Annotated in this window: 25 protein-coding genes; 6 read left to right on the forward strand and 19 right to left on the reverse strand. The window is 35.0% G+C overall.

Annotated elements, in window-relative coordinates:
- Positions 1-61 precede the first annotated feature (61 nt).
- The 6 genes from NP781_RS15280 to NP781_RS15305 all read right to left on the reverse strand — a co-directional run bounded on the left by NP781_RS15280 (position 62) and on the right by NP781_RS15305 (position 5,191).
- Positions 62-310, reverse strand: coding sequence for a hypothetical protein (locus tag NP781_RS15280; protein ID WP_257520278.1), 249 nt, complete (start codon positions 308-310; stop codon positions 62-64).
- Between the two features lie 42 nt (positions 311-352).
- A complete protein-coding gene (locus tag NP781_RS15285; protein ID WP_257520279.1) occupies positions 353-550 on the reverse strand; it encodes a hypothetical protein in 198 nt (65 codons plus the stop codon).
- Positions 551-664: 114 nt separating this feature from the next.
- The gene (locus tag NP781_RS15290) at positions 665-1,126 is read right to left on the reverse strand and encodes an SAM-dependent methyltransferase (protein ID WP_257520280.1); all 462 of its coding nucleotides are present in this window, start codon (positions 1,124-1,126) and stop codon (positions 665-667) included.
- Positions 1,127-1,217: 91 nt separating this feature from the next.
- Positions 1,218-2,408, reverse strand: coding sequence for a Ger(x)C family spore germination protein (locus NP781_RS15295; RefSeq protein ID WP_257520281.1), 1,191 nt, complete (start codon positions 2,406-2,408; stop codon positions 1,218-1,220).
- A complete protein-coding gene (locus tag NP781_RS15300; protein ID WP_221680909.1) occupies positions 2,405-3,502 on the reverse strand; it encodes a spore germination protein in 1,098 nt (365 codons plus the stop codon). The genes NP781_RS15295 and NP781_RS15300 overlap by 4 nt, the downstream gene beginning before the upstream one ends.
- A gap of 21 nt (positions 3,503-3,523) precedes the next feature.
- Positions 3,524-5,191, reverse strand: a complete 1,668-nt coding sequence (locus NP781_RS15305; RefSeq protein ID WP_257520282.1) for a spore germination protein — start codon at positions 5,189-5,191, stop codon at positions 3,524-3,526.
- A gap of 223 nt (positions 5,192-5,414) precedes the next feature.
- Between NP781_RS15305 and NP781_RS15310 the strand changes: the two genes are divergently transcribed.
- The 3 genes from NP781_RS15310 to NP781_RS15320 all read left to right on the forward strand — a co-directional run bounded on the left by NP781_RS15310 (position 5,415) and on the right by NP781_RS15320 (position 9,489).
- The gene (locus NP781_RS15310; protein WP_221680911.1) at positions 5,415-6,419 is read left to right on the forward strand and encodes a nucleoid-associated protein; all 1,005 of its coding nucleotides are present in this window, start codon (positions 5,415-5,417) and stop codon (positions 6,417-6,419) included.
- Between the two features lie 287 nt (positions 6,420-6,706).
- Positions 6,707-7,834 carry a hypothetical protein gene (locus NP781_RS15315; RefSeq protein WP_257520283.1) on the forward strand — a complete coding sequence of 376 codons (1,128 nt, stop codon included), beginning with the start codon at positions 6,707-6,709 and terminating at the stop codon, positions 7,832-7,834.
- A gap of 164 nt (positions 7,835-7,998) precedes the next feature.
- A complete protein-coding gene (locus NP781_RS15320; RefSeq protein WP_257520284.1) occupies positions 7,999-9,489 on the forward strand; it encodes a serine hydrolase domain-containing protein in 1,491 nt (496 codons plus the stop codon).
- A gap of 161 nt (positions 9,490-9,650) precedes the next feature.
- Here NP781_RS15320 and NP781_RS15325 read toward each other — a convergent pair whose 3' ends face one another.
- Positions 9,651-10,646 (reverse strand): DUF4179 domain-containing protein, encoded by a 996-nt coding sequence (locus tag NP781_RS15325; RefSeq protein ID WP_221680914.1) that lies wholly within the window; start codon positions 10,644-10,646, stop codon positions 9,651-9,653.
- Positions 10,647-11,177, reverse strand: a complete 531-nt coding sequence (locus tag NP781_RS15330; protein WP_221680915.1) for a sigma-70 family RNA polymerase sigma factor — start codon at positions 11,175-11,177, stop codon at positions 10,647-10,649.
- Between the two features lie 361 nt (positions 11,178-11,538).
- On the opposite strand from NP781_RS15330, the gene NP781_RS25560 reads away from it, so the two are divergent.
- Both NP781_RS25560 and NP781_RS15340 read left to right on the forward strand, forming a co-directional pair.
- On the forward strand, positions 11,539-11,733 hold the full coding sequence (locus tag NP781_RS25560) for a YjcZ family sporulation protein (protein ID WP_004226543.1): 195 nt from the start codon (positions 11,539-11,541) through the stop codon (positions 11,731-11,733).
- Between the two features lie 332 nt (positions 11,734-12,065).
- Complete coding sequence (locus NP781_RS15340; protein WP_221680916.1) at positions 12,066-12,254, forward strand: hypothetical protein; 189 nt, start codon at positions 12,066-12,068, stop codon at positions 12,252-12,254.
- Positions 12,255-12,401: 147 nt separating this feature from the next.
- On the opposite strand, the gene NP781_RS15345 is transcribed toward NP781_RS15340, so the two are convergent.
- The 5 genes from NP781_RS15345 to NP781_RS15365 form a co-directional block, all read right to left on the reverse strand.
- Positions 12,402-13,040 carry an NAD(P)H-binding protein gene (locus tag NP781_RS15345; RefSeq protein WP_221680917.1) on the reverse strand — a complete coding sequence of 213 codons (639 nt, stop codon included), beginning with the start codon at positions 13,038-13,040 and terminating at the stop codon, positions 12,402-12,404.
- Positions 13,041-13,288: 248 nt separating this feature from the next.
- The gene (locus NP781_RS15350; protein ID WP_112118074.1) at positions 13,289-13,501 is read right to left on the reverse strand and encodes a hypothetical protein; all 213 of its coding nucleotides are present in this window, start codon (positions 13,499-13,501) and stop codon (positions 13,289-13,291) included.
- A 316-nt stretch (positions 13,502-13,817) separates the two neighbouring features.
- Entirely contained in the window at positions 13,818-15,770 is a 1,953-nt protein-coding gene (locus NP781_RS15355; protein WP_257520285.1) for a lipoteichoic acid synthase, read from the reverse strand.
- A gap of 409 nt (positions 15,771-16,179) precedes the next feature.
- Positions 16,180-16,701 carry a DinB family protein gene (locus NP781_RS15360; RefSeq protein WP_221680919.1) on the reverse strand — a complete coding sequence of 174 codons (522 nt, stop codon included), beginning with the start codon at positions 16,699-16,701 and terminating at the stop codon, positions 16,180-16,182.
- Between the two features lie 145 nt (positions 16,702-16,846).
- Complete coding sequence (locus tag NP781_RS15365) at positions 16,847-17,068, reverse strand: hypothetical protein (protein ID WP_257520286.1); 222 nt, start codon at positions 17,066-17,068, stop codon at positions 16,847-16,849.
- Between the two features lie 273 nt (positions 17,069-17,341).
- On the opposite strand from NP781_RS15365, the gene NP781_RS15370 reads away from it, so the two are divergent.
- Positions 17,342-17,521: a hypothetical protein gene (locus tag NP781_RS15370; protein WP_257520287.1), complete on the forward strand. Its 180-nt coding sequence runs from the start codon at positions 17,342-17,344 to the stop codon at positions 17,519-17,521.
- A 414-nt stretch (positions 17,522-17,935) separates the two neighbouring features.
- Here NP781_RS15370 and NP781_RS15375 read toward each other — a convergent pair whose 3' ends face one another.
- The 6 genes from NP781_RS15375 to gabT all read right to left on the reverse strand — a co-directional run bounded on the left by NP781_RS15375 (position 17,936) and on the right by gabT (position 26,570).
- Complete coding sequence (locus tag NP781_RS15375; protein ID WP_257520288.1) at positions 17,936-19,405, reverse strand: aminoacyl-histidine dipeptidase; 1,470 nt, start codon at positions 19,403-19,405, stop codon at positions 17,936-17,938.
- 23 nt (positions 19,406-19,428) lie between these two features.
- Positions 19,429-20,871 carry a YfcC family protein gene (locus NP781_RS15380; RefSeq protein WP_221680922.1) on the reverse strand — a complete coding sequence of 481 codons (1,443 nt, stop codon included), beginning with the start codon at positions 20,869-20,871 and terminating at the stop codon, positions 19,429-19,431.
- A 271-nt stretch (positions 20,872-21,142) separates the two neighbouring features.
- Complete coding sequence (locus tag NP781_RS15385) at positions 21,143-22,414, reverse strand: MFS transporter (RefSeq protein WP_221680923.1); 1,272 nt, start codon at positions 22,412-22,414, stop codon at positions 21,143-21,145.
- 127 nt (positions 22,415-22,541) lie between these two features.
- A complete protein-coding gene (locus tag NP781_RS15390; protein WP_257520289.1) occupies positions 22,542-23,729 on the reverse strand; it encodes a metal-dependent hydrolase family protein in 1,188 nt (395 codons plus the stop codon).
- A 123-nt stretch (positions 23,730-23,852) separates the two neighbouring features.
- Entirely contained in the window at positions 23,853-25,244 is a 1,392-nt protein-coding gene (locus NP781_RS15395; RefSeq protein ID WP_221680924.1) for an NAD-dependent succinate-semialdehyde dehydrogenase, read from the reverse strand.
- Positions 25,245-25,268: 24 nt separating this feature from the next.
- On the reverse strand, positions 25,269-26,570 hold the full coding sequence (gene gabT, locus NP781_RS15400) for a 4-aminobutyrate--2-oxoglutarate transaminase (RefSeq protein WP_257520290.1): 1,302 nt from the start codon (positions 26,568-26,570) through the stop codon (positions 25,269-25,271).
- Positions 26,571-26,657: the final 87 nt, after the last annotated feature.

A 26,657-nucleotide genomic window follows, 5' to 3' on the forward strand; every position in this document is an offset into this window, starting at 1 on the left:
TAATTGTTTTGAACCACCTCATTACAATGTTTTGTGTAATAATCAAATCCTCCTAGATAGATTAAAAAACTTCGAGGTTTGCCCTCAATATTGGCCCCGTATACCAGGAATCACCTTTGAAGTAGAGTGTTGCATTAGCAACCTCTCGACAATGTATGCTCCAAGCTTCCTCTGCTTCTATAGTTGGTTCCACAAGGTTAATGTCATGCTCATGCAAGTAATGGATGCACTCGGCAATCCATTCGACATGCTGCTCAATAGCAATCGGCATGTTGACAAGGACAGAAGGGCTTTCTGGTCCCGTAATCATAAATAAATTAGGAAAACCTGCTGCTGTGAGTCCAAGATAGATTTAAACAGCTGCCCCATCCTTCCATTTCTCTTTTAATGACACGCCCTTCCTTCCTCGGATATCAATCTTAAACAATGGCCCTGTCATGCCATCATAGCCTGTCGCAAAAATGATGATTTCTAAATCAAAATGGTTATCCGCCGTTTGAATACCTTCTCCTGTTATTTTTTGAATAGGTGATTCTTTAACATCAACCAATAAAACATTCTCCCTATTATAGGTTTCAAAATAATCGCTATCTAAAACCTGTCTTAGGGGAGCACGCTACTCCCTTTTTAGAAATCCACAATTTTCTTCGCTTTAACAACTTTCTTACCCCCAGTAGGCCTTCATTAAATCTATTGACCACGCTGGCTGTTTAACATCCTCTTTAGGTAAAAATTCTTTCATTACAGGCTTTATATCTAGTATAGGTGTGCCATCTATGGCGTCTAGCCCTTTAACGATTAATCCTCTCGATTTGACCTCTAACAATGCAACAATTGTACTTCCTAATTTATTAGGTCTATTCTTACCTCTTTGTGCAAAAATGCCGACCTCATGATAATCATGATTATTTCTCGGATGTCTTGCCTCATATTGAATTTGATCGTCTGTAACCTTATCAAAATAAAAAATAATTTCTAGATGAGAAAAATCTTCTATTCCTTTTAAGGACGCCTCTTGGATATGATCAGCAAGTTCAATAGTTGAAATAATCTCTCCCCAATGATCATCTTTTATCATTTGCCTATTGTTACGAACGGTAGCGATTGATTGAATAGTATATTGCATGTCTTTTATCCCCCATCTTTTCGAATATCTACTATATGTCCTTTCATTACAGTATAGACTAAATGGACAGAAAAAAAGATGATTAACGATGTTAATCACCTGACGTGCCATAATCCTTAATGGAAACATTCACTTCACATGTAATAGGAACCTCACTAAACGTTTGATCCCATTCTTTTTTTCTTTTTTGCCATACTTTCGGGTAATCGATTCTTAGTTTATTACCAAACCCAGAAACATCTGTTTGAAATTCATGTTGCGTTTTATCTAGTGCTTTCCTCACTAATCGTTCTATCTCTTTTTCAAATACTTTCTCTGCTTTTTTCAAAAATTGATTGTCAAATGCTTTATCGGAGAGAACCCAATGTTCAGCAATTCTTCCCTCTGATTGAATTTTTATCGTAAAGGAGATTTGATCGCCTTTTACATGTGGAATAATTTTACTTTTAGCTGAAATAATTTCATACACAATGGGTGCTCCTGACTCCTCATCAAAGCCTTTGACAAGACCACCTTTCGCATCGCCAGACATCCATGCAATTCCTTCTAGGTCACTCTCATTTAAAAATCCTCGTAGCTTTTTGGTTTTTCCTTCAATAATAGCAGCGCCTGCAAATTTTACTTCTCCATTTTCCGTACTCACATTTTGCAATAAAAAGCTAGAGTCTGAATAAAGCTTCCCCTCTAGTTTGGCTACGGTCATCGGAGGCAAAATTTTAGTCGTCCTTTCATGTCCCTCCATCATTTCTACTAATTGAAAGGCAGGAATTTTAGTTGGTTCATTTGTTTCCAGTGCCTGACTTGCCTGATCCTGAGCAATAAAGAGCAGTCCACTCGGCCGTATTTCTAATTCTCTTAGAAAAAAATCCAACGTTTGCTGGAGATTCATAGTACTAGCTAATTCCTCACCAATAATAATTACTTTGGAATGTTCAGCAAAGGAACGTTTATCAACCTTTAATAGCATATTTCGTAAAGTTGGTAACACCGCATCACCTGTCTCAGAAACATTTTTATACGCTTTTTCTGGCAATGCTCCCTCTTTTGCTCCAGAAACCGTTGTCTCTGACGTAACAAATTGATTAGTAATTGTTAGCAGCAGTCTGTTTGCATACCTAGCATCTTGTTGCTCTTCAGAGGAAACATCACCCGTTTCTAAATCCAATGATGTACCTACAATAAGGCCTAAATCCTCAATCTCTTTACTACTCCAACATCCAGTAAGAAGTAAGGTTACCGTCGCAACTAGAAGTAAATGTACACAACAATGTATTCGCTTCATGCTTTCTTTCCTTTCAATTTCGAAATAAGGAGTAAGGTTATCGGTACTAAACCAAATAAAATTAATGCAGCATGACCAATCTTATCGCCAAATGTAAAAAGATCATTAATATTTTTAGGTGTCATCGCAATAATGTAGATAATTGGCAGTAATCCATATAAGAAAGGATGCATATTTTTCTTAAACAGATGGGCTAAGCCTAAAGTGGCGGCATAATAAGTAATCGTAAAGGTAGCAAAGATTTGCATAATCCAAATTACAAGAAGAAATGACTCAAAGCGTTCAAAAATTAAACCAGGGATTTCAAAACTTCGCATTAATTCAATCGTTGGCCAAGTCCTTGTCATAACACCTTCAATAGATAGAGCACCAATGACCATCACAACTGTGATGACATAAAAGAGCAAAGGTATGGCTATACCCGCCAGTACAACCTTTACGGCTTTTGATTTATCAGATGGGTACATAAATGCCACAAGTAGTAGCATAATTTCAGGCCCTAAAAATGCCAGGGTCGCTGTTTTTATTCCCTTTAACATCGGAACAACGCCCAGACCGAGTACTGGTCTCAAATTATCAATTTCAAAAATCCCTAAGCTTAAAAAAGCCACAAGTAAAAAAATAACAAAGGTAATAGGAAAAATGATTTCAAATAAGCGTGCGATTGTATTGATGCCACCGCTTATTAAGTAAAGCCCAACCCATAAAAAGGGCAAAATAATCGCCCAAGTGGGGGTCCCTTCTAATAAGAAGAGAGAGGTTACTTCAGCCATGATGCGAACTTCAAAGGCAGAAATGGTAAAAAAGTAGGCAATTACACACGCACTTATAAACCAGCCTAACCACTTCCCTATGATATCTTGATTATATTGATAAAATGTTTTGTCAGGGTATTGTTGGCTTAGCTTCACAATGATTACACCTGCAATCATTGCAACGACACCACCTAAAAATACACTAATCCAAACATCTGGCGTTTTTACTTTTTCAACAGATGCACGAGGTAAAGTAAGAATCCCAGTGGCAAGAATATAGTTAATAATAATAACAACTGCTTGTGACGTCGTTATTTTATCTTTCATACTGCTGTTCATGGCTGTTTTGCTCCCTTTCTCTTATTCCCCTTTGCGGACCGAATCTTTTGGCTTTAACAATTTAGGACGATGCTTCATCATCTTTAACGGCATTCGTACCATAAAATCTTTCCAATCACCTGCTCGATACGGAATAGTTGGGCTCAAATATGATACACCGAAGCTCTTTAGCTTTACTAAATGACTGCAAAGGAATAAGAAAAATAGAATGATGCCATATAGTCCAAATAAAGCTGCGGAAAACATCGCGACAAAACGTAACATTCTTAGCGTGATACCAGCATTATATTGAGGGATAGCAAAAGAGGAAATTGCTGTTAATGCAACCACAATGACCATGATTGGACTAACAATTCCTGCCTGTACGGCGGCTTCTCCAATAACAAGCCCCCCAACGATCCCCATTGTCGGACCAATCGGCTTTGGTAGACGAAGTCCTGCTTCTCGTAATATCTCAATAGCGACTTCCATAATGAGGGCTTCAATCAAAGCTGGGAACGGTACTCCCTGCCTTGTTGCCATCATGGACAGCGCTAGTTTAGTGGGAATTAAACCTTGATGAAAAGATACAAAAGCAATGTACAGGGATGGGCCAAATAAAGAGATGCCTGCAGCAAAATAGCGAAGCAAGCGAATAAGAGAGCTCGACAACCAACGTTCATAGTAATCTTCTGGTGATTGCAGTAGCATATTAAACGTGACTGGCACAATTAATACAAAGGGCGTTCCATCTAAAAGAATTGCGACTCGTCCCTCTAGTAACGCAGCAATAACCCGATCAGGACGTTCGGTACTCTGCACTTGCGAAAATGGACTGAGGTAATTATCCTCCATCAATTGCTCAATATATCCCGATTCAGCAACATCATCCAAATGGATTGTTTCAATTCGTTCCTTCACCTCTTTGACGAGATTAGGCTGCACAATTTCATCTATATAGGCTAAAACCAACTCTTTTTTCGTACGTTCGCCTACTTCCATCTCAATAATCGATAAATTTCGATTCTCACCATGCTGCCTTAATAAAGAGGTATTCACACTTAATTTTTCTGTGAAGCCCACCCTTGGTCCACGTACCATTGCTTCAGAAACAGGCTCCTCAAGATTTCGAGTTTTGCCATGTGCCGTGCCAATGATAAATACATTCTGTATGCCATCCACAATTAATACAGTGGAACCAGTTAATACTTTGCCAACAGCTTTCATGACTTTCGATTCCTCTAGCAGATCGCTCACTGGTAGGATTTCATTTCTAATTGATTGTTGTAGTTCATGACCTCTTAAAACAGACGACTTTCCTGTATGTCCATTCATTAATGATTTCAAAATATGTTTGTCAATTAATTCTTTATCGCATAATCCCTTAAGAAAAACGATTGCTGCACGATTATCCGTATTTCCTATTTGAAATTCTCTAAAATGAATATCCCAATTATGGCCAAGTTCTTTCCTCATTTGTAAAAGATCTTTATTATAATCCCCTGTAAATTGCTCTAACGTTTTTTGAACAGGGATGTGTACCCTCTCACCTTGTTCACTTTTTTCTTTCATCTCAATTTTGCCATTGCTCTTATTAATAAATAAAAAAACATGAAACAATTTATAAATTAAATATGGAATAAAAAATGCTAAAAAGCCTTGTAAAAAAACTTGCCAATGTGGCATGTAGGAAATCACCTTTTCCCACATATTGATCACCCTCTTTAGTACACTTGTACAGAGTATCTCTACATGTTTTTATCTTTATCTAAGCAGCAGTATTTTAAACTTCCAATCCTCAACATTCTTTCATAACAAGACACTAACATTCGGTGATCATAAAAAACCAGCCTCAAATGAGTACTGGTACTTATAAAAGCAATCTTTAGCTTATGGTATACTAGCTACTATGAAAAATTAGAAGGTGAAATTTATGCTAGAAGTCAGTGAAAGTAAATTAGCACAATATAGTCTGCATTTTTTGAGTGAGACGCTTATTTTAGGAGAAGAAGTTTTTACACAACCTGAGGTCATGTTAGAAGCAGCCTTTACACAGCTCGCTTTTAGTAAAATTGATTTGGAACAGCAATATGAATTTTTCCATGAAAGCACTATTACACTCAATGAAGTTTTTACGTATTCGAGAGCTATTTTCGAACAGGGAAGTAACTTCCTAGAACATTCACAAAATATTGCCAAGCACTTACATAGTGTGTCACAGCATCCTAACATTAAAAGCGGAGAACTGTTTATTGGCCTCTTTGAAAATTGTTTACTATTAAATGAGGCAAAAAAGATTATCGCTATTGTCAAAATTGATGAAAAAGAAATGTTTTTAGATGTGAAAAATGAACACAATCAAATGATCGTGAACGGCGTGGATGGCATTAACGTTAAGAAAATTAATAATATGGCTATTATTGTTGATATGGGACAGGATCAATCTCCTGCTGTTTATATTAAAACAAAACGTAAGGAAGATATTGTTTATTGGCAAGAACGATTTTTAAAAATTAAGGCAGCGGATGAGCATTATTATAAAACCAATTTAGCATTAACAGAATGCAAAAAATTCATTTTAAAGGAAGAAAATTATACAAGCACAGAAAAACTTGGGCTCTTGAATAAAACACTGGATTACTTTAGAAATGAAGAGGAATTTCAGGTAAATCATTATATTGAAACTGTTTTTGAGCAAGCGGACACTACTCAAAAAGATATCATCATTAATTCGGTCAAACCCTATGAGACTGTCATTTCTGATAGTGCGCTAGAAAAGGCTGAAAAGAAATACAAACGTAAAATCAAACTGGATTCCAATATTGAAATCCAAGTAAATATTCAACATATCGACCAAATAGATGAATTAATTGAAGTTGGCTATGATGAGGCAACAAATCGCAAATTCTATAAAATCTATTTTCAGGATGAGCAGTAGAAGAGCTTGGATTAAACGGATGCGTCTGCAAGCTATCTTACGAGATTAAACATTAGAATGACAGCGTCTCTCCTAAAATCTTCAATTAGGAGAAAAGAGCTTAAAATAGTATAAGCTGCAATAATGGCTATTTTCCAAAGACTTCAGATACTAAAACAGTGAGTCCTTATCATGAATCCTCCACTCTTTAATTTCTTGAAATTTTTTTCAAAAAGTTAAAACTTTTTCAATTGGTAAAGCGTCTAATAATTGGTAACAGAAGTTAACCCAAAGGAGAATTGATAAATATGAAAAAACCTGCTAAAAAAACATGGCTATTAGCTTCAGCATTAACACTTGGGATGGCTGTTTTAACACCGCTTCAAGCTGGTGCAACAGCTGTTGAAACAACAAATAGTGTAACAATTCAAATAGAACAAAAAATAACAGGTACCATTAAATATTTTGATGGCGGCAGCATTACCCTTAAAGGAACAGATGGAAAGAACTATTACATTGGTTTGCACAATTTCTCTGATAAGCAAATCGAGCAATTAAAGCTAGCGGAGGGGCAGGAAATTTTAGTTGAGGGTAGTATTGTGAAAGATTACTCAGATTTCTATACCTTTGACGTGTATAAAAAAAGCTTACCTAAAGAAGTAACAAAAGAAGAATTAGTCCAACTAGAAAAACTTTTTTCTGACATGAAAAAGGCTGAAAAAGAAGAGAATTATGAGGAAATGGAACGAATCTATGAGGCGATGGATAACATCACAAGACCTTATGAATTAGCAAATTGGCAGCCTGAGCCATTTGAAGAGTTTATCAATGAAGCTGCATTCGCTGAGAAAAATATCGTTATCAAAGCGCAAGATAAAGAACAGCTGAAAACACTTTATAGTAACTGGATTAAGTATGTAAAAGAAAATAAAACGGATGAGGCATCAGAAAACATTGATAAAATTTTTACAATTCTTGAACCTTATTACCAAGAATTATATCCACCATTAACTTTTGAAGAGTACATGGCAGATATGAACGTAGATGTAACAAAAGAGGAACTTGCAAAACTTAAAACGCTCTATGAAGAGGCACAAAAAGCTGAAAAAGATAAAGACGAAGAGTTGGCCATGAAGAAATGGGATCAATTCTATGAAATACTTCGCCCACACTTTAAACCTGTTACCTTCGAGGAATATATGACAGATATCGAATTCAGCATTAGTAATGCGGATTACGCAAAATTAAAACAACACTATGAAGAGGCAGTTACCCTTGAACAAAAGGGTGAAGATGATAAAGCAGGCGAGCAATGGGAAGCCTTCTACAAAATTTTAGATCCTTACTACGAAGCGAATAGAGAAATTCTCATCTCAGCATCTAAATTAACATTTAACGGCCAAGATTTTATTCCAGAGCCAGAACAAACTAAATAAAATTTCAAGGGCCCTCCTATTGGTTTTAGGAGTGGCCCTTTTTGAAGTGACAATTTTGTCATGTTATCCCTGAAATAGTCATGTTAATCGATGGTTTACCCTTATTTTTCTTGTTACAGTAAATCATGGTCACAAGCACATTACGATCTAAGGAGAAAAACAACATGACATTATTAACGAAGAAAACGGTGATGTTGATGGTAATGTTAGTATTTTTTACTTTCACACCCGAATTTGGACACGCAGCATCAAATGATACAATTAGTAAAATTGATCAGTTTATTGAGGAGCAGCAAACCATTAGTAAAATCCCAGGAATTTCAGTAATTATTGTTGATAAAGGGAAAACCGTCTATCAAAGGGGCTTTGGCTTTGCAGATACAAAAACAAAAACGCCTGTTACCTCTAATACCCTTTTTGAGCTAGGCTCGACGTCTAAAGCATTTACAGGCCTCGCTATTTTACAATTAGAAAAGCAAGGTTTGTTAAAACGATCAGATGATGTCCGAAAGTATATCCCTTGGTTATCATTAACCTATAAAGGCGAAAATCAGGCTGTGACAATACAGCAGCTATTGTCTCATACTAGCGGAATTCCCTCAAATTCCATTACTCGAATCCCAGAAAGCACAGCTGATAATGCCCTTGAATTAACAGTTAAAACACTGCTGGATCAATCTCTAAATCGTCAACCAGGGAGTTCTTTTGAATATGCAACCATCAACTATGATGTCTTAGGACTCGTCATTGAACAAGTGGCAAAACAGCCATTCGATCAGTATATTCAACAGAAAATTTTACAACCTGTTGGTATGAATCAATCTTTTGTAGGGATTCACCAAGTACATTCCACACATATGGCTTCTGGCTATAAAATAGGTCTAATGAGAGAGCAGCGATACATACCACCTATCTATCGTGGCAATATCCCTGCTGGTTATCTGATCAGTAACGCTAATGATATAGCCAGATGGTTAAAATTACAGTTAGGAAACAGTGATATCTACTCAATCAGTAACAATTTAATTCAAGAATCCCATACTCCAGATCTAACAGTGGAGCCTTTTGATACGAATACTTACTATGCAAACGGTTGGGCCGTTGTGAAAAAGGACACAAAGTCATATATCTACCATGCTGGTGAGAATCCAACCTTTTCCTCATATTTCATTATGCAACCTGACGAACAAATTGGCGTGGCTATTTTAGCCAATATGAATACAAGCTCTACAACAGCGATTGGACAAGGTGTCATGGATTTATGGGAGGGCAAAACGATTGACATGCAACATATCAGCAGCTATCAAAAGCTAGATAAAATTGTGACAATCATCTGTGCTATCATCATCGCAATCAGCATTATTTTCTGTTATCTATTCGTTCAGAATATACGCAACCTCTATAAAAAACAACGTAGTATGGCAAAGCTAAATTACAAAAAAATATTGTTATTATCTGCCCATACTATACTTGTGGCGACAATGCTGACAGCAATATTTATCACACCTAACACAGTACTTGGCGGCTTAAATTGGACATTTATTAACGTATGGGCACCAACTTCTATTACATTCCTGTTGTATAGCTCCATTTCGGCCAGTCTTCTATATTTATTATTAGGCTTTATGATTATTGGTACTAAAAGGAAGAATTAAAATTTAATAGCTTAAAAGATATACAATTAATAGCCTTATCTTGATTGAATACTGCGTGAGATGAGCTAATGGTAAAGATGCTAACCTGTATAATTCATTGAAACTACATCAATGAATTGATTCCTTCAGCCTTTGGAAAGAAGTTGTAGGAACAGACCATATCATTTTAGAGAAATATTAATACTTGGGAGCGGAACAAGCTCTTTCCGCTCTAATGTTTTTTCGTCAACAATTCTTATAGTTGGTGTAATGATTAGCGTTCGAATATCAGAATCAGGTATAAAAACCTCAACATAACCATTTACTCGCCCAGAACCGCTTTTAATAGTTGTTGCTCCTACTTTTTCATATACATTTCCAAGATTATCTTCTATGTCTACCATTAAAAATTCTGTCTCCCAGTCAAGATTTCCCTCAAAATAAAGAGTGGTTATATATTTTCCCTCTGTTATTTGATTATATAATAGCTGGTATTGATCATTACCAAATGGTATATTTACTTTTCTTGAATAGGCTTGGGTTGGTGTAAGTTCTAATTGAAAGTCCCAATCTCCTTCTACTAGAGTCGTATTTTTCATACCTATAAAATCTTTGGGACGCCAATGTACATTTATCGTTTCATCAATTACTTTGTCTGAAATTCTCGCCGTAAACATACCAATCCAAGTAGCATCATTCTTTTTAATGATTTGATGACTAAGTACGTCTAACTTGTTTCCGTTGACTTCTAAATCACCCTTCCAAAATAGAGGGGGATCATCTATCGATTCTTCATGTTTCATTTCATAACTAACCGATACAACAGTTCCATCGAAAAAAGCCTCAGCTACTTCAATGGAGGTTCCGTTACTTTCGTCTTTTTGATTGATGATTGATGCATGATCACTAAATACTTGTAATTGGGGATTATCATTGCTATTTAATAGTTGCTGTACAATTGGTACTCGATTAGCCACTACAGGTAGCCAAATGCTACTACTAGTAAAAATGAATGTGAGCATGGCGACTATACTAACCCATTTCCATTTTTTAAATACATACTTCTTGTTTGAAGATGACCGTAAAACACTTTTTTCAATATTAAACTTTTCCCAATCAGATAATTCAACTGGTTCAATCTCTTCAACATCTATTCCGATAAAATCCTTTTCGTTCATTTAGATACCTCCCAGCTCTTCTGTTAACTTTAACTTACCTCGATATAAACGATTTTCAACAGCTGATTTAGATAGACCAAATATCTCTGCGATTTCTCCGTTGGAATATCCTAAGTAGTATTTCAATAGAAAAATTTCCTGATCGTTTTTACTTAAATTTAAAATACTGATAAACAGTTGCTCTTTTTGTACTCTTTGTTCTACAATTCTCTCTGGAAGATCCTTGCTATTTGAAATTGATGAAAGTAACTCGACTGTTTTAGGCTTATTTTGAAGACTTCTATATGTATCAATCGCTTTATATTTTGCGATAACACCAATCCATTTTTTAAAATCAATCTCATCGCCAGTAAATTGAATACTCTTTTGCCAAATGGTTAGAAATACATCGTTGATACATTCTTCAATAGCTGTTTGATTGGGCTGTAACACTTTCACTACTATGGCTTTAACATAACCTCCATATTTGTTAATCACTTCTCTTAAAGCTTGTTCTTCCTTTTTTTGTAGCTGATTAATTAATGAATACACGAAGTTAGAAAACCTCCTTTCTTCTCTACAAGTAATAACGAGCGAATGAAAAAAAACTCTCACATTATTTAATAAAAAAATAAATGATTCCTTTCCACAACAGATTGTAGTTAAAAATAGAAACGGATTAACATAGACTTACTGTTTCAAACCTGTTCCACCATCATTCATCAAAAAATTGACAATAATGATGGAGTGGATTTACAACTAACCTTTAGTTTCATTCATATCAAGTGTTTAGTAATACGCATCCTTCACCCAAGATCCCTTTTAAAATTACGTAAATACGATTCATTAGACGAATACCCTTTTCTCTTTCAACGGCATTCATACAATAAACTGAAAGAAAGGAGAGATCTTGATGGGATACTTTGGAAATATGGGTAATTTCAATTGTTGTTATGGAGGCTATGGTAACGACTATAGCGGGGGTTATAACATGAGTTGTGGTATGGACTATGGCGGTAAAAATAATAGTTCAACATTCGTTTTAATCGTTGTGCTATTCATTCTTCTCATTATTGTCGGAGCAGCTTTCGTCCAAAAAGAATATTAATATTTATTGAAAAACATGAAAAAGGGATGATCTTCATTATTGGGAGCGAATAATAATGTCGATACATCATAGCAAAAAGGGTCACTCCCAGTCTAGTGGCCCTTTTTAAATCTGTATACCCTTTGCCTTATTCAATTTTATATTTTCCATTTCCCCATTTTTGGTAATACACATCACTAAAGAAATATAATAAGCCAACATTTTTACTCCCAGTTACGCCCCATATCTGCTTTTACATCATAAAATTTTTAAAAAATGAAACCAACTAAAGCCATGAATCGTAAACTTATTTAAGAAAGCCAGCACTTTTTTTGTAAAAGGGGTCGAGTAATGTGAAGAAGTGGTTGCAAGAAAGGAAAAACACAAGAAGAAGAGAGAAGAGACGTAATGATCAATATTCTTTAATTGACTTATTTCTTGACGTACTTGGTTGGATACCAGAACTGCTTTTCCTCCCATTTAGAATCATTTATTGGTTGTTGAGAGGGGTTGGAAGGTTTATTGGAGAAGGTTTTAATTAAAAGCTACTCAAAAGGAAATCATTTGAGTTTTTGAACCAATACGATTGAGGCAAGGGAAAATTTTGTGGAGCATTCAAAAGGGATAAAGTCATTTAGTTGAGGCGCTGACCCTATCCCTCTATAAGTGGCATTCTCCTTTAAAGTAGATTAATTAGAGATAAATGGTGCTTTTTGTACATACTTTTGATTTTCTATTTGGTTAATGATGAATGTAGCTATATCCCGATTTGTTATCTTTGTACCTGGCATATCTCTAAGATTTTCCTTTATGAACCCTACTTCATTTCCCTCTACTATAAATGGAAGTCTAATTAGTGTCCATTTGATTACTTGATTATGGCTAAGTAGATGCCATTCTTTTTTCTTATCCATCATCATTTTCGAATAAATAATTTCAAATATCTTTGCACCTATTCTATTTATAATACTCTTTGTATCTCCAGCAATGGTTAGAGATCCACCCGTTACCCCAATATAACGATCCATATGTAAATCAGACATGACTCCCAATATATTTTCCGTTACTTTACTATAAATTGGTTTTTCTTTCATTGGTTGACCAAAAGTATTGATAACGATTTGACAATCTTTTAATAGCTTTTGAAGATCCTCGATCTTTTGTACATTTCCTTCTATTACCTCAATCCTACTGTCTCTGAAAACTAACTTTTCTGGGTTTCTAACAAGCATACGTACGTGATATCCTTTCTCTAATGCTTTAAAAGCAATGTAACGCCCCGCTTTACCTGTTCCCCCAATAATTGCAATCTTTTTATAAACGTCCATGATGCCCTCCTGATTATCCTAATAATATGTATACGGGAAAATCATGGTTTAGATTCAATTATTCACGTCTCTTAATCAAATGAGATAAAGGAATAGTAATTTTGTTCATTCTAGCTAGAGCTTTTGTCTATACAAAAGAAAAAGAACCACTCCCTTAAAAGAAAATGGCACTTTCAACGCCTCATCGTACTTACTTGATAATACGCTTTTTAGGTGTATTCAACTTAACTCTTGTGTAAAAATATAGATCAGTGGTTTATATTATTTACTAAGTCTTTATTATAGGCAATCCACTTCTCCATTTCTCTCTCGACAGCTCGATTTTGCCATTCAAACCAAATACCTGTACATTCACTACAGTGACTATCGACACCCTTTTTTTCATGTGTATCTTTACATGTAAACACAGTCTTTTTACGACAACTATAACAGTAAATGACTATGTCTTTATAAAATTCCATCCCGATCAACTCCTCAAATTTACACCTATTTCTTTCCTTTTTTCATCTATATTATTCTTTATAAAGAAATAAGTAAGGATGATGAGTACCATCATGTTTGTTCCTCTCCTTACTAATAAAAGCGATTCAAACCCTTACTATTAGGATTTGAATCGCTTTTTCAGTTAGTCCAATTTTCTATTTGAACCTTAAGGAGAATATAAAATCTTGGTATTGCCATACTTATTCAAAATGACCAATAAAAAAGCAATTCAAGGTAATGGTATGATATCCTATAGACTTTGATATCGTACACAATTCCTTGAACTGCCTTAAATTATTTAGACTCTACATTCTCATCAGGAGAGTAATTATACTGAGAAGGATCAACTGGCGTATAACCTGTTGGCGTATAGAACCTCAATAAGTCACCATTTACGACTCTATCAGATAACGCCAATTTATGATCTACTTCATTTTTAACCGTCTTTGCTTCCTCTAATTGACTCTCGTCTAATGGTAAGCCTGTTTTATTATCATAATATTTTTCATTAATTGAATAAATAGTAGGACTGACAAAATCGCCATTTCTAAATGGAACAATTTCATCATGCTCTTCTGATAATAAGTCTGAACCAAATTGAACAAATTGTTGTGAATCAATTCCTAGTAAATGCAATAACGTTGGCAGTAGGTCTGTTTGGCCACCATAGCTATGGTTGGTACCACCTTGTATGCCTGGAACATGTATAAATAATGGTACACGTTGTAAATTAGCACTTTCATATGGTGTAATCTCTTTTCCAATGACTTGTTCCATCGCTTTATTATGATTATCGGAAATACCGTAATGGTCACCATAAAGCACAATCATTGAATGATCATATAAACCTGATTCTTTTAATTGCTGGAAGACCTGTTGAATTGCTTCGTCTGCATAACGCGCTGTTTGGAAATAATTATCAACGCTTGCATCTCCCGTATTGGCTTTATCAATTGTCACTAAATCTTGATTCATTTTGTATGGATAGTGATTTCCTACCGTAATTAATTTTGTATAAAAAGGTTGTGGTAAGGAGCTTAAAAGACTTTGAGATTGTTCAAAGAATGGTTTATCTAACAAACCATATTCAGCCATGTCCTCGGAAGTACCTGTGTTATAGTAACTAGCATCAAAGAATTTGTCGAATCCAAATGATTTATAAATCACATTTCTATTCCAAAAGCTTCCGTTATTACCATGGAATACAGCTGATGTATAACCATAATCTTTTAAAATACTTGGAGCTGCCTGATACGTATTTTGTGCTTTAGTAATATAAGCTGATCCTTGAGGTAACCCAAATAAAGAGTTTTCAAGCATAAATTCTGCATCAGACGTTTTCCCTTGACCTGTTTGATGGAAGAAATTATCAAAATACAATGTATTCTTATCTTTTGCTAATGAATTTAAAAATGGTGTTACTTCTTCACCGTTTAATTTATAGTCGATTAAAAAGTTTTGGAATGATTCTAAATGTAAATAGATAACATTCATTCCCTTAGCTGCACCAAAATATTGGGCATTCGGCTTGGCATAGTTTGATTTTGTATAGTTAATTACTTCTGTAATATCACTACTATCAGCCAAAGCTCTCTGAGAAGATGCTTTCATCGTTTCAACTGAGTCATAAATCGTATAGTTATACATTCCTAGATATTTCACAATATAGTTTCTATCAAACCCACGTGTTAAAAGTTGAGGACGATTAGATTCAGCTAGTCCTAAATTAAGGACTGATACCGCTAATGCAAAGGCAATGATTGCCATTCCTTTTTTATAGCCAAAACGCTTCGTATCTTTTAGGATTTTTTTAGAGAATAGTAGAAAAAGCATAACAAATACATCCACAAAGAATAAGATATCATAAGGTTTTAGCAAAGAAAGAACACTGCCGCCTAAATCCCCAAAGTTCTGCGTTTGGGAAAGTGTAGGTAATGTAATGAAATCACTAAAGAATCGGTAATAAACAATGTTGGCATATAAGACAATAGACATCAATGTGTAAACTACAACGAGTGATGTGTATTTTCTTTTTCCTTTAAATATAAATGAAAATCCTAGAAATAGCATTGCTGAGCCTAGTGGATTTATTAGTAAAAGGAATTGTTGAATGATTCCTTCTACACCTAAGTCAAATTGTGATAGTTGAGAGATGTATGTTTTAATCCATAACATTAATACTGCTACTATATAAATTCCTAAAAAGTTTTGTAATAGGTTATCTTTTTTATTTACTAGATTTTTCATTTTTGCACCTACCTTTTACTGATTAAATTAAAATCTAGATATATATACTGATAAGTACTGTATTGCACTTTATAAAATGTTACGTTACAATAGCTTTTTTTGCGACCAATGTATAGTACTCCCCATTTAAACTTCTGTCAAGTTGTTAGCTATTCTTCATATAAATATTTCTAATTAACCTAAATATTGTTCAAAAAATACCCAGTAAACATGAGTTTTTAACTAAAATTTACTGGGTATTATAAGCCATAATTAACCTTTATGAAATCTGCCCCGCAATTTTTCTCATTTGGCATCAAAAAATCTTCCATTCAAATGAATTGGAAGATTTTCTGGAACACTATTTAGACTAATAAACAAGATTCTATGACATCGTTTTCTAGCATTTATACATTTCTATAGAATCTTTCTATTTAGACGCTTCAATATTTATTTGAGCACTTACTGAATCTTTCAATGATGAAGAAAGACCTCGTCTGATTAAATTTGCAGAAACAGGCGCTCTCCCCATCTCCCTTGCCCAAATTGATAATTGTCCTATATGATGAATTTCATGTGCAATGGTATGACGAATTATTTCACCCCATGTATGTGTCTCCATACTACCATCGTCTAATGGAATATGAAGTATACGCTCTTCCATACTGTCATCCCATTGGTTTACAAAGCTTTCTACTTCTAAATAAAATGCAGCTTCCAATTTACGAACCTTTTCCAAGCTACTATATTCATCAAAGCTCTCCTGAAAATCAGTTTTCCCTTGCATTAGACGAATCCAACTCCATTCAACATCAATGATATGGAAAAGTGTGTGTAGTATACTGCCCATTCCACCAGTTCGGTTTTGCAAAAGTTCTTCATCAGTCAACTCTTCACACCAACGAAACCAGTCTTCCCTAACTAGCCAATTATATTTAAAAAATGTTTGCAAAAAAGCACCTCCGTAGTTGTTGAATATTATAACTCACAATTTCTTCATATAAAGTGAGGATTCCTTCTTTGCTCTTTTCACATATCTAAATAAGCACTAAAAGTAACATAAGTATAGCAACATTTCTAAGGTCAAAGTCTAGTAATCACCACTTCTGGTTACTATTATGAATTTTTCTATAAACGTAATCTGCGTTATCTAAGTTTTTCCAGCTACTAATAAAATTTAGTATTAGCATAAAAATTCCAAATAAAATAAATGCCACCATATATTTACCTATGAAAAATAAAACAAACGTTGCAACCAAAAGTAATATCATTAAAATTATTACAAGGATTTGTAATTTCCCCCTCTTCTTCTCATCCATCTGTTCAACCTCCAATGAAAGCGCCAGTACTTTTCTAAAATGTTTCCCTTGGTTTATTTTACCATAATATATGTTAATGCTCCATAATTAACCTTATCGAATTCATTTTTTTCTAAATAGTCAATTATCTAATATAACATCCCAACATCAGAATTTCCCTTACAGATTTCCCTTACATAATCTAGGGGTGATCTGAAATTTTAAGGATGAAATAGAAATAAACAAGGGATATTTTATAGGATAAGTTAAATAATATCTTGAGGAGGTGTTGACATGAAACGCGATAAAAAAAATACAGAGTTTGCAACAGACGAGCCAACAAAACAATCATTTGCTAGTGGAGCAGACCCAAAAAAACCTAATGGGCGCAAAGAATCTACTGAAGCCCCACGCCCACAACGAGAAGAAGACCTTATTATGGATGAGAAAAAAGGTAAGTCAACTTCATTATAATGTAAGACAAGTTAGTATTTTTGACCACTCTATTAGAGATGGTCTTTTTTAATTTTCTCCACATCATGTAACCCTATATAAAGATTGAGACCACCCATCATGGAGTGGTCTTTATTAGTTTCTTTAAAGGGCTCTGAAAACTTTAAAATCCACTATGTTGCACCTGGTGATAAAGACCACCCCTATATATTTCCACCAACTTTTGTTCCCATGAATATATTTTGTGGTATATGGCATTAGTAGATAAACTGAAAGATAACACTATTGTCTATTTATCCGCTTACTATAAAGTAAAAATTTTACATAAAAGAAATTATATATAGTGTTTATAGTTGTACTCTCCCCTTATTACTTAGCCATATAATCCCCTTCTTCACCTCTATCCATTTGATAAGCCCATTAGAAAGCTTTGTTTTACCAATGATAATTTTTCATTTTTTTTAAAGTGTAAAGAAAGTATTCCCAATTTTCTAATGTTGAAGGAATACTTAAATGTTCATTCGGCGTATGCACATAAAATATATCAGGACCAATAGAAATAGCATCTAAGTCTGGAATTTTATCTACTAAAATACCACATTCTATCCCGGCATGTACCGCAATGATTTCAATATCTGTACCATATTTTTCTTTATAAGCTTCTTCAAATAAGTTTCTAAGTTTTGATTCAGCACGATATGGCCATTCTGGATAATCTGAATCCGTAGACAAATCACCGCCAAGCATACCAGTGATTATCTGTGCCTGATTAATTATTGAGTCCTTTAGGCTTTTAATAGAACTTCTTGTTTCACTTTCATACTTTATCACTGTGTCGTATGTATTAACGACTCCTAAATTTGTTGAACTCTCAACTAGACCTTCAACTTCCGTACTTCTACTTTGAACACCATTTGGTATTAACATGAGAGCAGCAATAGCTTTCTCCTTTGTTGTTTTTGAAAAAACTTTTCCCACATTAGTTTCAATCGGTTCAAGTATGATATTTATTTCTGGATCGGAAATACGTAATTCATTTTTTAGTATTCTATTCCACATTTCTATTTTTACAAAGAATTTTTCAACTATATCTGGATGAAGTTGTATCATGACTTGTGCTTCACGGGGAATGGAGTTTACTTTTACGCCCCCATTAATTTCTTGTATAAAGTAAGAAAATTCATTTGATAGATCATATAGGACTCTCCCTAATAATTTAACGGCATTGCCTCTTCCTTTATCAATAGATATACCAGAATGTCCTCCCTGTAGCCCACAAATACTCAAATTGTACGTTACAGCATTTTCCGGAGAATTGTCCCAAACAATAGGGATTTTTTGAGTAACAATAACTCCACCTGCACTACTAACTAACAACTTTCTATCTTCCTCAGAATCAACATTAATTAGCAATTTACCTTCAAGATGAACTGGGTCGACTGCATGGGCTCCTCTCATAGTTGTTTCTTCTTCCGTCGTAATAAGTACTTCAAGAGAAGGATGAGGAATGTTAGAAGAATCCAACAAAGCCAGGGAATAAGCGACGGCAACCCCATTATCCGCACCTAAAGTAGTATCTGAAGCATATAGCATTTCCCCCACAATTCTTAATTGTAAAGGATCTTTATTAAAATCATGATTGTTGCCTTTGTTTTTTTCACAAACCATATCCATGTGCCCTTGAATAATTACAGTCGGTACGTTTTCATATCCGGGTGTAGCAGGTTTTTTAATAATTACATTTAATGCTGCATCTTGTATAACTTCAAGATTACGTTCTCTTGCAAAACGAACTAGGTAGTCGCTGATCTCTTTTTCATTTGACGAACCACGGGGGATATTAGATATCTCCGCAAAATAATGAAACACAGGATGTTTCGTTAATTCTTTCAAGCTATTATACATTTTACTCACACCCTTTTCGTTTTTTATGGTCCAAAGTTAATAACTACTGCGATAATCACAAATAATATTTCTAAAGTAAATATAAATAGGAAAAGTGGCCATAAAAATTTATACCAACGATCCATAGGAATACATGCAATTCCACATATTACAGCAACCGAATTTGGCCATATCATATTGGCGAATCCATCTCCCAACTGAAAAGCTAAAACTGCAATCTGTCTATTTACTTCAAGCACATCCGCCAGTGGGACCATAATAGGCATAGATGTCACTGCCTGAGCACTTGCCGAATACAAAAAGAAATTCAATATTGTTTGTAAAACCAACATAGCCGATGCTGCAATATGAGGGGATACTCCATCTATTGTTGATGCAGTATAATGAACAATTGAATCAATTATACGGCCATTTTCTAAAACGACTAAAACAGCATTAGCCATACCGATAATTAAGACACCAAAAGTTGCATTTTTACAAGCTTCAATAAAAACTTCGGATATTTGACTAAAATTCATTTTGTTTACTAATCCAATGACTATCATCGCGATGATTAAAACCCCTGCCAGTTCCTTAAGATACCATTGATATTTAGCTGTTCCAAATACAAGCGTACAAATTGTAAGTGCAAATAAAATGATGCTAATCTTATGTCGAGTTGTAAATTCCAAATTTACAAGGTTGTTTGAACTTACATTTGATAGAAAAGAAAAATTAACATCTTTCACAACACTCTTCTCAGGGTTTGCCTTTATCTTTCTAGCATAACGCATTACATAGGTAATAGATAATGTCATGAAACATATAAAAATAATCATACGAAAACCGATACCAGAGAACATGGGAACATCAGCAATACTTTGGGCAATTCCAATAGTAAATGGATTGGTCAAAGCTGCTGCGAATCCGGTAGCTACACCTATATAGACAACCGCCAGACCAACAATTGCATCATAGCCAAGTGCTATCATAATTCCCATCATTAGAGGTATATACCCATAGCTTTCTTCATACATACCAAAAGTAGCTCCCATGAGGCCAAACATAACCATGAATACAGGTATAATTAGTATCTCTTTTCCCTTCGTCTTTCGAACAAGCGCTCCAACTCCACTATTGAAAGCACCAGTTTTCGTAAGCATAAATATAAAGCCATACGAAAAAAAGACATAGAAAATAATTTCTGATCCCCGTAACATCCCTTCGTACATACTAGTAGTTATATCAAAAATACCGACTGGAGATTGCTCAACATGCTGATATGATCCTGGAACCACAACTTGTCTTTGTGTAACTGGATCATCCACTCGCTTAAATTCACCAGCTGGTATAATGTATGTTAATAAAGAAACTACGATAAGAATGATACCCATAATGACATAACTATGAGGCATCGAGATTTTGAATTTTTTCTTATTTGATTTCTGAGACTTAACCCCCGATAAACTTACTTCACTTTTCTCCATACTTTTCCCCCAATAATTAAAACTTTTCTATATAATTGTTCATAAATAGTAAAAGACTGTATTAATGTGTAAATAAAAGAACATCCAAACTGGATAGAAAACTTTTCAGTAAAAAGTGTTTATATGCACTTCGCAAATTGTTCAATGTTCATTTCTTGTAATATATACCTCCAAATATTATGTAAAAAATTTATAACATAGCTAAATGGAGGCTAGAAGGGGATTAAACACTTTCAAAACAACGATTCTTTGCTCATGAAAGGAAAGAATATTAATCCTCTTTTGAAGAATGGTCAATTTTCATATTATAAAGAACGATCGTTGTGATAATCGCACTAAAAATAATATAAAAAGAAGGTGCTATACTCATATTCGTTTTTTGAATTAGATAAGTCGAAATAAATGGTGCAGTTCCTCCAAAACAAGCAACAGCTACGTTATAACTAAAAGAAAGTGTACTATGTCGAACTTTCACTGGAAAAATCTCTACAACAGTAGCAACACCAGGTCCTGAATAAATGGCAATTAAAAGAGCATAGATAATCATAGCAATAACAATCAAAACTGAGTTTCCTGAAGCAATCATTTGGAAAAGAGGATAAATTAAAATCCCTAGTGATATCGATGACGTTAAGAGCAGTGGCTTGCGACCCACTCGGTCAGAAATATATCCGAAAATCGGTACAAAAAATAAAATGATTAAAGGTGCGATAATTTTCGCAATTAAAGACACATTATTTGGTAATCCGAGAACTCCAGTTAAATAAGAGGGAATAAAAGTTAGTAACCCATAATATGATACCGTCCAAAAGATCGTAAAGCCAATCCCTGTTAGCATATGTTTTTTGTATTTTCTGAATAGTACAAAAATATTTTCTATAGATTTAACTTCGTTTTGTTTCGCTTGCTCAAACTGTGTAGATTCGCTCGCATTACGACGAATATAAAGTCCAGCTATTCCAAGCACTCCCGAAAGAATGAAGGGAATTCTCCATCCCCATGCTTCTAACATTGGAGCAGGCATTGTTGTCGTTAATATGACAAATAAAATAACCCCACTTAATGAACCGATTGAAACACTTACTTCTTGGAAACTACCCCAAAATCCGCGAGATTGTTTATTTGCTGATTCAACTATATAAGAGGCTGCTGCACCATATTCTCCACCAGCAGAAAAACCTTGAGATAGTCTTGCGAATACGAGTAAAATTGGAGCCCAAATACCGATTACTTCATGACTTGGAATCACACCCATTAAAAATGTCGCGAAAGTCATTATAAATATCGTTAAAGAAAGAGCTTTCTTCCTTCCCACTTTATCACCGTAACGTCCAATCACAAGTGCACCAACTGGTCGCATTAAAAATCCAACAGCAAATGTTGCGAACGTTTGCAAAAGACTGGATAATGAATCATCTGTTATAAAAACATTAGCTGCAATAAAAGTTGCAAAATAAGCATAAATACTATAGTCAAACCATTCAACGATATTCCCAATACTTCCAGCGAAAACTGATTTACGAATTTCCCTATTATTTTTCATAGTTGTAGTGATAATAAGAAAAACCCCATTTCTTTAGGTTTATTGTGAAGAGACATTGAAATTTTTTGAAGAGATTGATTAATTGATAAAATGAATACGTTATCATTTTAAAGATTGCTTAATGGAATTAATAATCCATTAAGCAATCGTTCACTGTTTTACCGTTTTTTAGAACTTTTTTCTTTTTTGACAATACACTTAAATCATCTAGAGGATTACTTGGTAATATAAGAAGGTCTGCTTTCCTTCCTACTGCTATTACACCTCGGTCTTTAAGATCAAGACACTCTGCAGCTACCCTTGTAGAAGCTTGAATCACTTGCATTGGTGTCATTCCGACATCCTCCATAAAAAGCAATTCATCAAAGTAAGCGTCAGGTCCAGTTACTGAAGATCCCGCATCCGTACCAGTAACTATTTTCACACCGAGGTCAATTGCAATTTTCATCATACTGCGATGTGGATCTAACACTTTTTTAGATTTAATTCGAACCCATTTCGGGACACGTTCATCATATGCTAGACGTTTGTATACTTCCAAAGTCGGGATTAAAAAAGTTCCTTGTTCTTTCATTTGACGTAAAGCTACTTCATTTGCGTAAATACCATGTTCAATCGTATCTATTTTAACTTCTAAGCAAGTTAGAATTCCTTCTAGTCCCCCTGTATGGGCAGCAACTTTTCTATTACGTTTTTTTGCTTCTTCGACAACAGCTTGCAACTCAGATTTCGTTAACTGAGATGAACCTGGTTCTTCTCCAAAAGTTGTCATTCCACCGGTTGCCATTACCTTTATAAAATCAGCGCCATCTTTAAACAATTGTCTTGTTGCTTTTCTTGCTTCATGTGGGCCGTCAATTTCTTTACAAATATGATACACATGTCCACCAGTCATTGATAAAGCTTCACCACAACAAATAATCGTTGGTCCCAAAAGCAATCCTTGATTAATCGTATTACGTAATTCAATTATTGTTCTGTGGATCGAGCCAACATCACGAACTGATGTAATTCCTAATGATAATGTTCTTAACGCATTGCGATAAGCTTTTAAAGCAATAAAACTATCATCTTGGTCATGCATAATAAATTCATCTTCTGCACTTCCATTCCAAATTAAATGAACATGTGCATCTATCAATCCTGGCATTACATACTGAGTTGAGCAATCTATGACGATATCATTTTTAGTAATTTCTACAGGTTCATTTGTCATTTCTATAATTATCTCGTCTTCAATAATAATATTTAAAGATGAAATGACTTCCTTCGATACTCCGTCAATGACATTAGCATGTTTCAAAATTGTTTTCACAAGTATCCTCCTCTAGACTAATCACTTAACTAATTTAAACGTACGTTAACGGAAATTCACTTTATACTTCCAAACATTTGTACTCAGATAGTTGAGGTAATCAATTAATCTGTGAATCTACCATTACACTAAGTTACCAATGGATAGATACTTTGTTTCCAAGTAAGGTTCAATACCTTCAATACCACCTTCTCGTCCAAGACCACTTTCCTTCATTCCCCCAAAAGGACTGTGAGCAGCAGACGGAGCTCCGTCATTCCATCCAATAATTCCGAAATCCAAGTGATCATGTAGGTACATACCAACTCGATAATCATTGGTAAAGAAATACGCTGCTAAACCATACGGTGTGCTATTAGCAATTTCAACAGCTTCTTCGATAGTTTTGAAACTGATAATTGGTGCAATGGGACCAAATGTTTCTTCTTGCATAATAGCCATACTTGCATCGATATTTTTCAATACTGTAGGATATACAAAAAAGGAACTTTGTTCTTTATTCACATCGTATTTGTTTCCTGTTAGCACTTCCGCACCTTTTGCTACCGCATCTTCGACTTGAGCAACAATTTTATTAAAGCCTTTTTCATTGATAATCGGGCCAATATCCACGTTAGTATCCATCCCATTTCCTACTGTCAATTTATTTACTGCTGCAGTTAACTTTTCAGAGAAGGCCTCGATAACGTTCTCATCTACAAGAATACGGTTTGCACAGACACATGTTTGTCCAGCGTTCCTAAATTTAGAAATAATCGTTTGACTGACTGCATAGTCTAAATCAGCATCCTCAACAATAATTAGTGGTGCATGTCCACCAAGTTCCATAGTGAGATGCTTAACTGTTTCTGCACTATTCTTCATTAACACTTTTCCAACAGGGGTTGAACCAGTAAACGTAATTTTGCGTATAAATTCACTATCCGTAAATAACTTCCCAACAACTGGACCTTGACCGTTTACATATTGGATAACATCAGTTGGAATACCAACTTCATGTGCAAGTTCTATCAGTCGCATCGTTGTTAATGGTGTTTCTTCTGCCGGTTTCACAACAAATGAACAACCAGCAGCTAAAGCAGGCGCTGCCTTTCTCGTCATCATAGCCGCAGGGAAATTCCAAGGCGTAATAGCAGCAACCATACCTATTGGTTGACGGCTAACTACGATTCGTTTTGTTTCAGAAGATGCTGGGATTGTTCGTCCGTAAATACGTACAGCTTCTTCCGCATACCAATCAATATAGCTAGTTGCATAATTAATTTCACCAACAGCTTCACTAAGAGGTTTTCCATTCTCTTTCGTAATGATTTCAGCAAGCTCTGCCTTATGTTCTTGGATTTTTCTTGCCCAATCCTTTAATAATCTAGAACGTTCATGTGCATTTACTTTCGCCCATTTCTTAAAACCGGTTTGACCATTTTCCAATATTAACTTAATTTCTTGTTCTGTATGACAACTTATTTCCTTTAATATCTCACCTGTAGCTGGATTCATTATTTTCAATGTTTCCATATCGCGGCACTTCCTTTGTTCGATTTAATTAAAAGCAACTTCCAAGATAGCCAATCCTTTATCAAGCTCTTCATCCGTAATGACAAGTGGAGCTAAGAAACGAATGACATTTCCGTTTAAACCTGCAGACAATAACAACAGCCCATTTGCATTTGCATACTTAACAATTTCAGCTGTTTTCTCTTTATCGGGTACTTTTTCGTTACAATTATTTACGATTTCTACTGCAACCATAGATCCCAAACGACGGATTTCTCCTACGAACGAATGTCGTTCAGCCAGTTCATGCAATTTGGACTCGATTTTTCCCCCCATATCTTCAGATTTAATAAGAAGATTCTCTTCTTCAATAATATCGATGACAGCTAGTGCAGCAGCACACGCAACTGGACTTCCTGCATATGTACCTCCTAATTCACCAGGGGCTGCGGCATTTAATATCTCCGTTCTACCGACAACACCACTTAAAGGTAGTCCTGCCGCTAAAGATTTCGAAACTGTTGTAATATCTGCAGCAATTCCAAAGTGTTCCATTGCAAACATTTTTCCGGTTCTACCAAACCCAGTTTGAATTTCGTCTGCTATAAAAACAATCCCATGCTCTTTGCAGAAAACACTTACAGCTTCCACAAATTTCTTTGGTGGAATTACAAAGCCACCTTCTCCTTGTACGGGTTCCATTACAACACACGCAACTGTTTCTGGAGCTACTGTCGCAATAAAGAAGTCTTTGAACTCTTGAATTACTCTATCAACATATGCTTCATCCGACATTTCACTTGGTTTGTGATACAGATATGGATAAGGAGCTTGATAAATTTCAGATGGGAAAGGGCCAAATCCAAATTTATAAGGCTTAACCTTACTTGTCATTCCCATTGTCATATTCGTACGTCCGTGGAATCCACGTACAAATGATACAACTGCTTGTCTTCCTGTATACTTTCTAGAAATCTTAACAGCATTCTCAACAGCTTCTGCACCAGAATTGAATAAAATTGCCTGTTTTTCAAAATCCCCTGGTACGAGCTCACATAGTTTTTCTGCTAGATTAATATACCCTTCGTACATCATTACATTAAAACCAGGATGCAAGAATTTTTCAACTTGTGAATTCACTGCAGCAGTCACTTTCGGATGACTATGCCCCACATTCAACGTGCCAATTGCACTCGCAAAGTCTATCCATTTATTCTGATTGACATCCGTAATTGTAGCCCCAAACGCATGGTGTGCTATGTTTAGATTTCCATTACTAACACCTTTAGGTACAAACTTTTTTCTTTTATTCTGTAATTCTTCAGTTAAATTATTTCTTAAATACACAATTATTCTCTCCTTCATTACAAGATACTGTAATTATGCAAATTATCTGATACAATGAAAAGTATCAGAAATCAATATTACAAGGTA

Source organism: Lysinibacillus sp. FN11, from assembly GCF_024628845.1.
Lineage (GTDB): Bacteria > Bacillota > Bacilli > Bacillales_A > Planococcaceae > Lysinibacillus > Lysinibacillus capsici.

Coding starts and splice junctions, on each gene's coding strand:
- NP781_RS15325 (WP_221680914.1), bottom strand. CDS start 10,646: ATGAACGAAAAGGATTTTATCGGAATAGATGTTGAAGAGATTGAACCA.
- NP781_RS15385 (WP_221680923.1), bottom strand. CDS start 22,414: ATGAAAAATAATAGGGAAATTCGTAAATCAGTTTTCGCTGGAAGTATT.
- NP781_RS15295 (WP_257520281.1), bottom strand. CDS start 2,408: ATGAAGCGAATACATTGTTGTGTACATTTACTTCTAGTTGCGACGGTA.
- NP781_RS15370 (WP_257520287.1), top strand. CDS start 17,342: ATGAAACGCGATAAAAAAAATACAGAGTTTGCAACAGACGAGCCAACA.
- NP781_RS15380 (WP_221680922.1), bottom strand. CDS start 20,871: ATGGAGAAAAGTGAAGTAAGTTTATCGGGGGTTAAGTCTCAGAAATCA.
- NP781_RS15315 (WP_257520283.1), top strand. CDS start 6,707: ATGAAAAAACCTGCTAAAAAAACATGGCTATTAGCTTCAGCATTAACA.
- NP781_RS15365 (WP_257520286.1), bottom strand. CDS start 17,068: ATGGATGAGAAGAAGAGGGGGAAATTACAAATCCTTGTAATAATTTTA.
- NP781_RS15375 (WP_257520288.1), bottom strand. CDS start 19,405: ATGTATAATAGCTTGAAAGAATTAACGAAACATCCTGTGTTTCATTAT.
- NP781_RS25560 (WP_004226543.1), top strand. CDS start 11,539: ATGGGATACTTTGGAAATATGGGTAATTTCAATTGTTGTTATGGAGGC.
- NP781_RS15355 (WP_257520285.1), bottom strand. CDS start 15,770: ATGAAAAATCTAGTAAATAAAAAAGATAACCTATTACAAAACTTTTTA.
- NP781_RS15300 (WP_221680909.1), bottom strand. CDS start 3,502: ATGAACAGCAGTATGAAAGATAAAATAACGACGTCACAAGCAGTTGTT.
- NP781_RS15310 (WP_221680911.1), top strand. CDS start 5,415: ATGCTAGAAGTCAGTGAAAGTAAATTAGCACAATATAGTCTGCATTTT.
- NP781_RS15290 (WP_257520280.1), bottom strand. CDS start 1,126: ATGCAATATACTATTCAATCAATCGCTACCGTTCGTAACAATAGGCAA.
- NP781_RS15350 (WP_112118074.1), bottom strand. CDS start 13,501: ATGGAATTTTATAAAGACATAGTCATTTACTGTTATAGTTGTCGTAAA.
- NP781_RS15345 (WP_221680917.1), bottom strand. CDS start 13,040: ATGGACGTTTATAAAAAGATTGCAATTATTGGGGGAACAGGTAAAGCG.
- NP781_RS15305 (WP_257520282.1), bottom strand. CDS start 5,191: ATGTGGGAAAAGGTGATTTCCTACATGCCACATTGGCAAGTTTTTTTA.
- NP781_RS15280 (WP_257520278.1), bottom strand. CDS start 310: ATGATTACGGGACCAGAAAGCCCTTCTGTCCTTGTCAACATGCCGATT.
- NP781_RS15395 (WP_221680924.1), bottom strand. CDS start 25,244: ATGGAAACATTGAAAATAATGAATCCAGCTACAGGTGAGATATTAAAG.
- NP781_RS15320 (WP_257520284.1), top strand. CDS start 7,999: ATGACATTATTAACGAAGAAAACGGTGATGTTGATGGTAATGTTAGTA.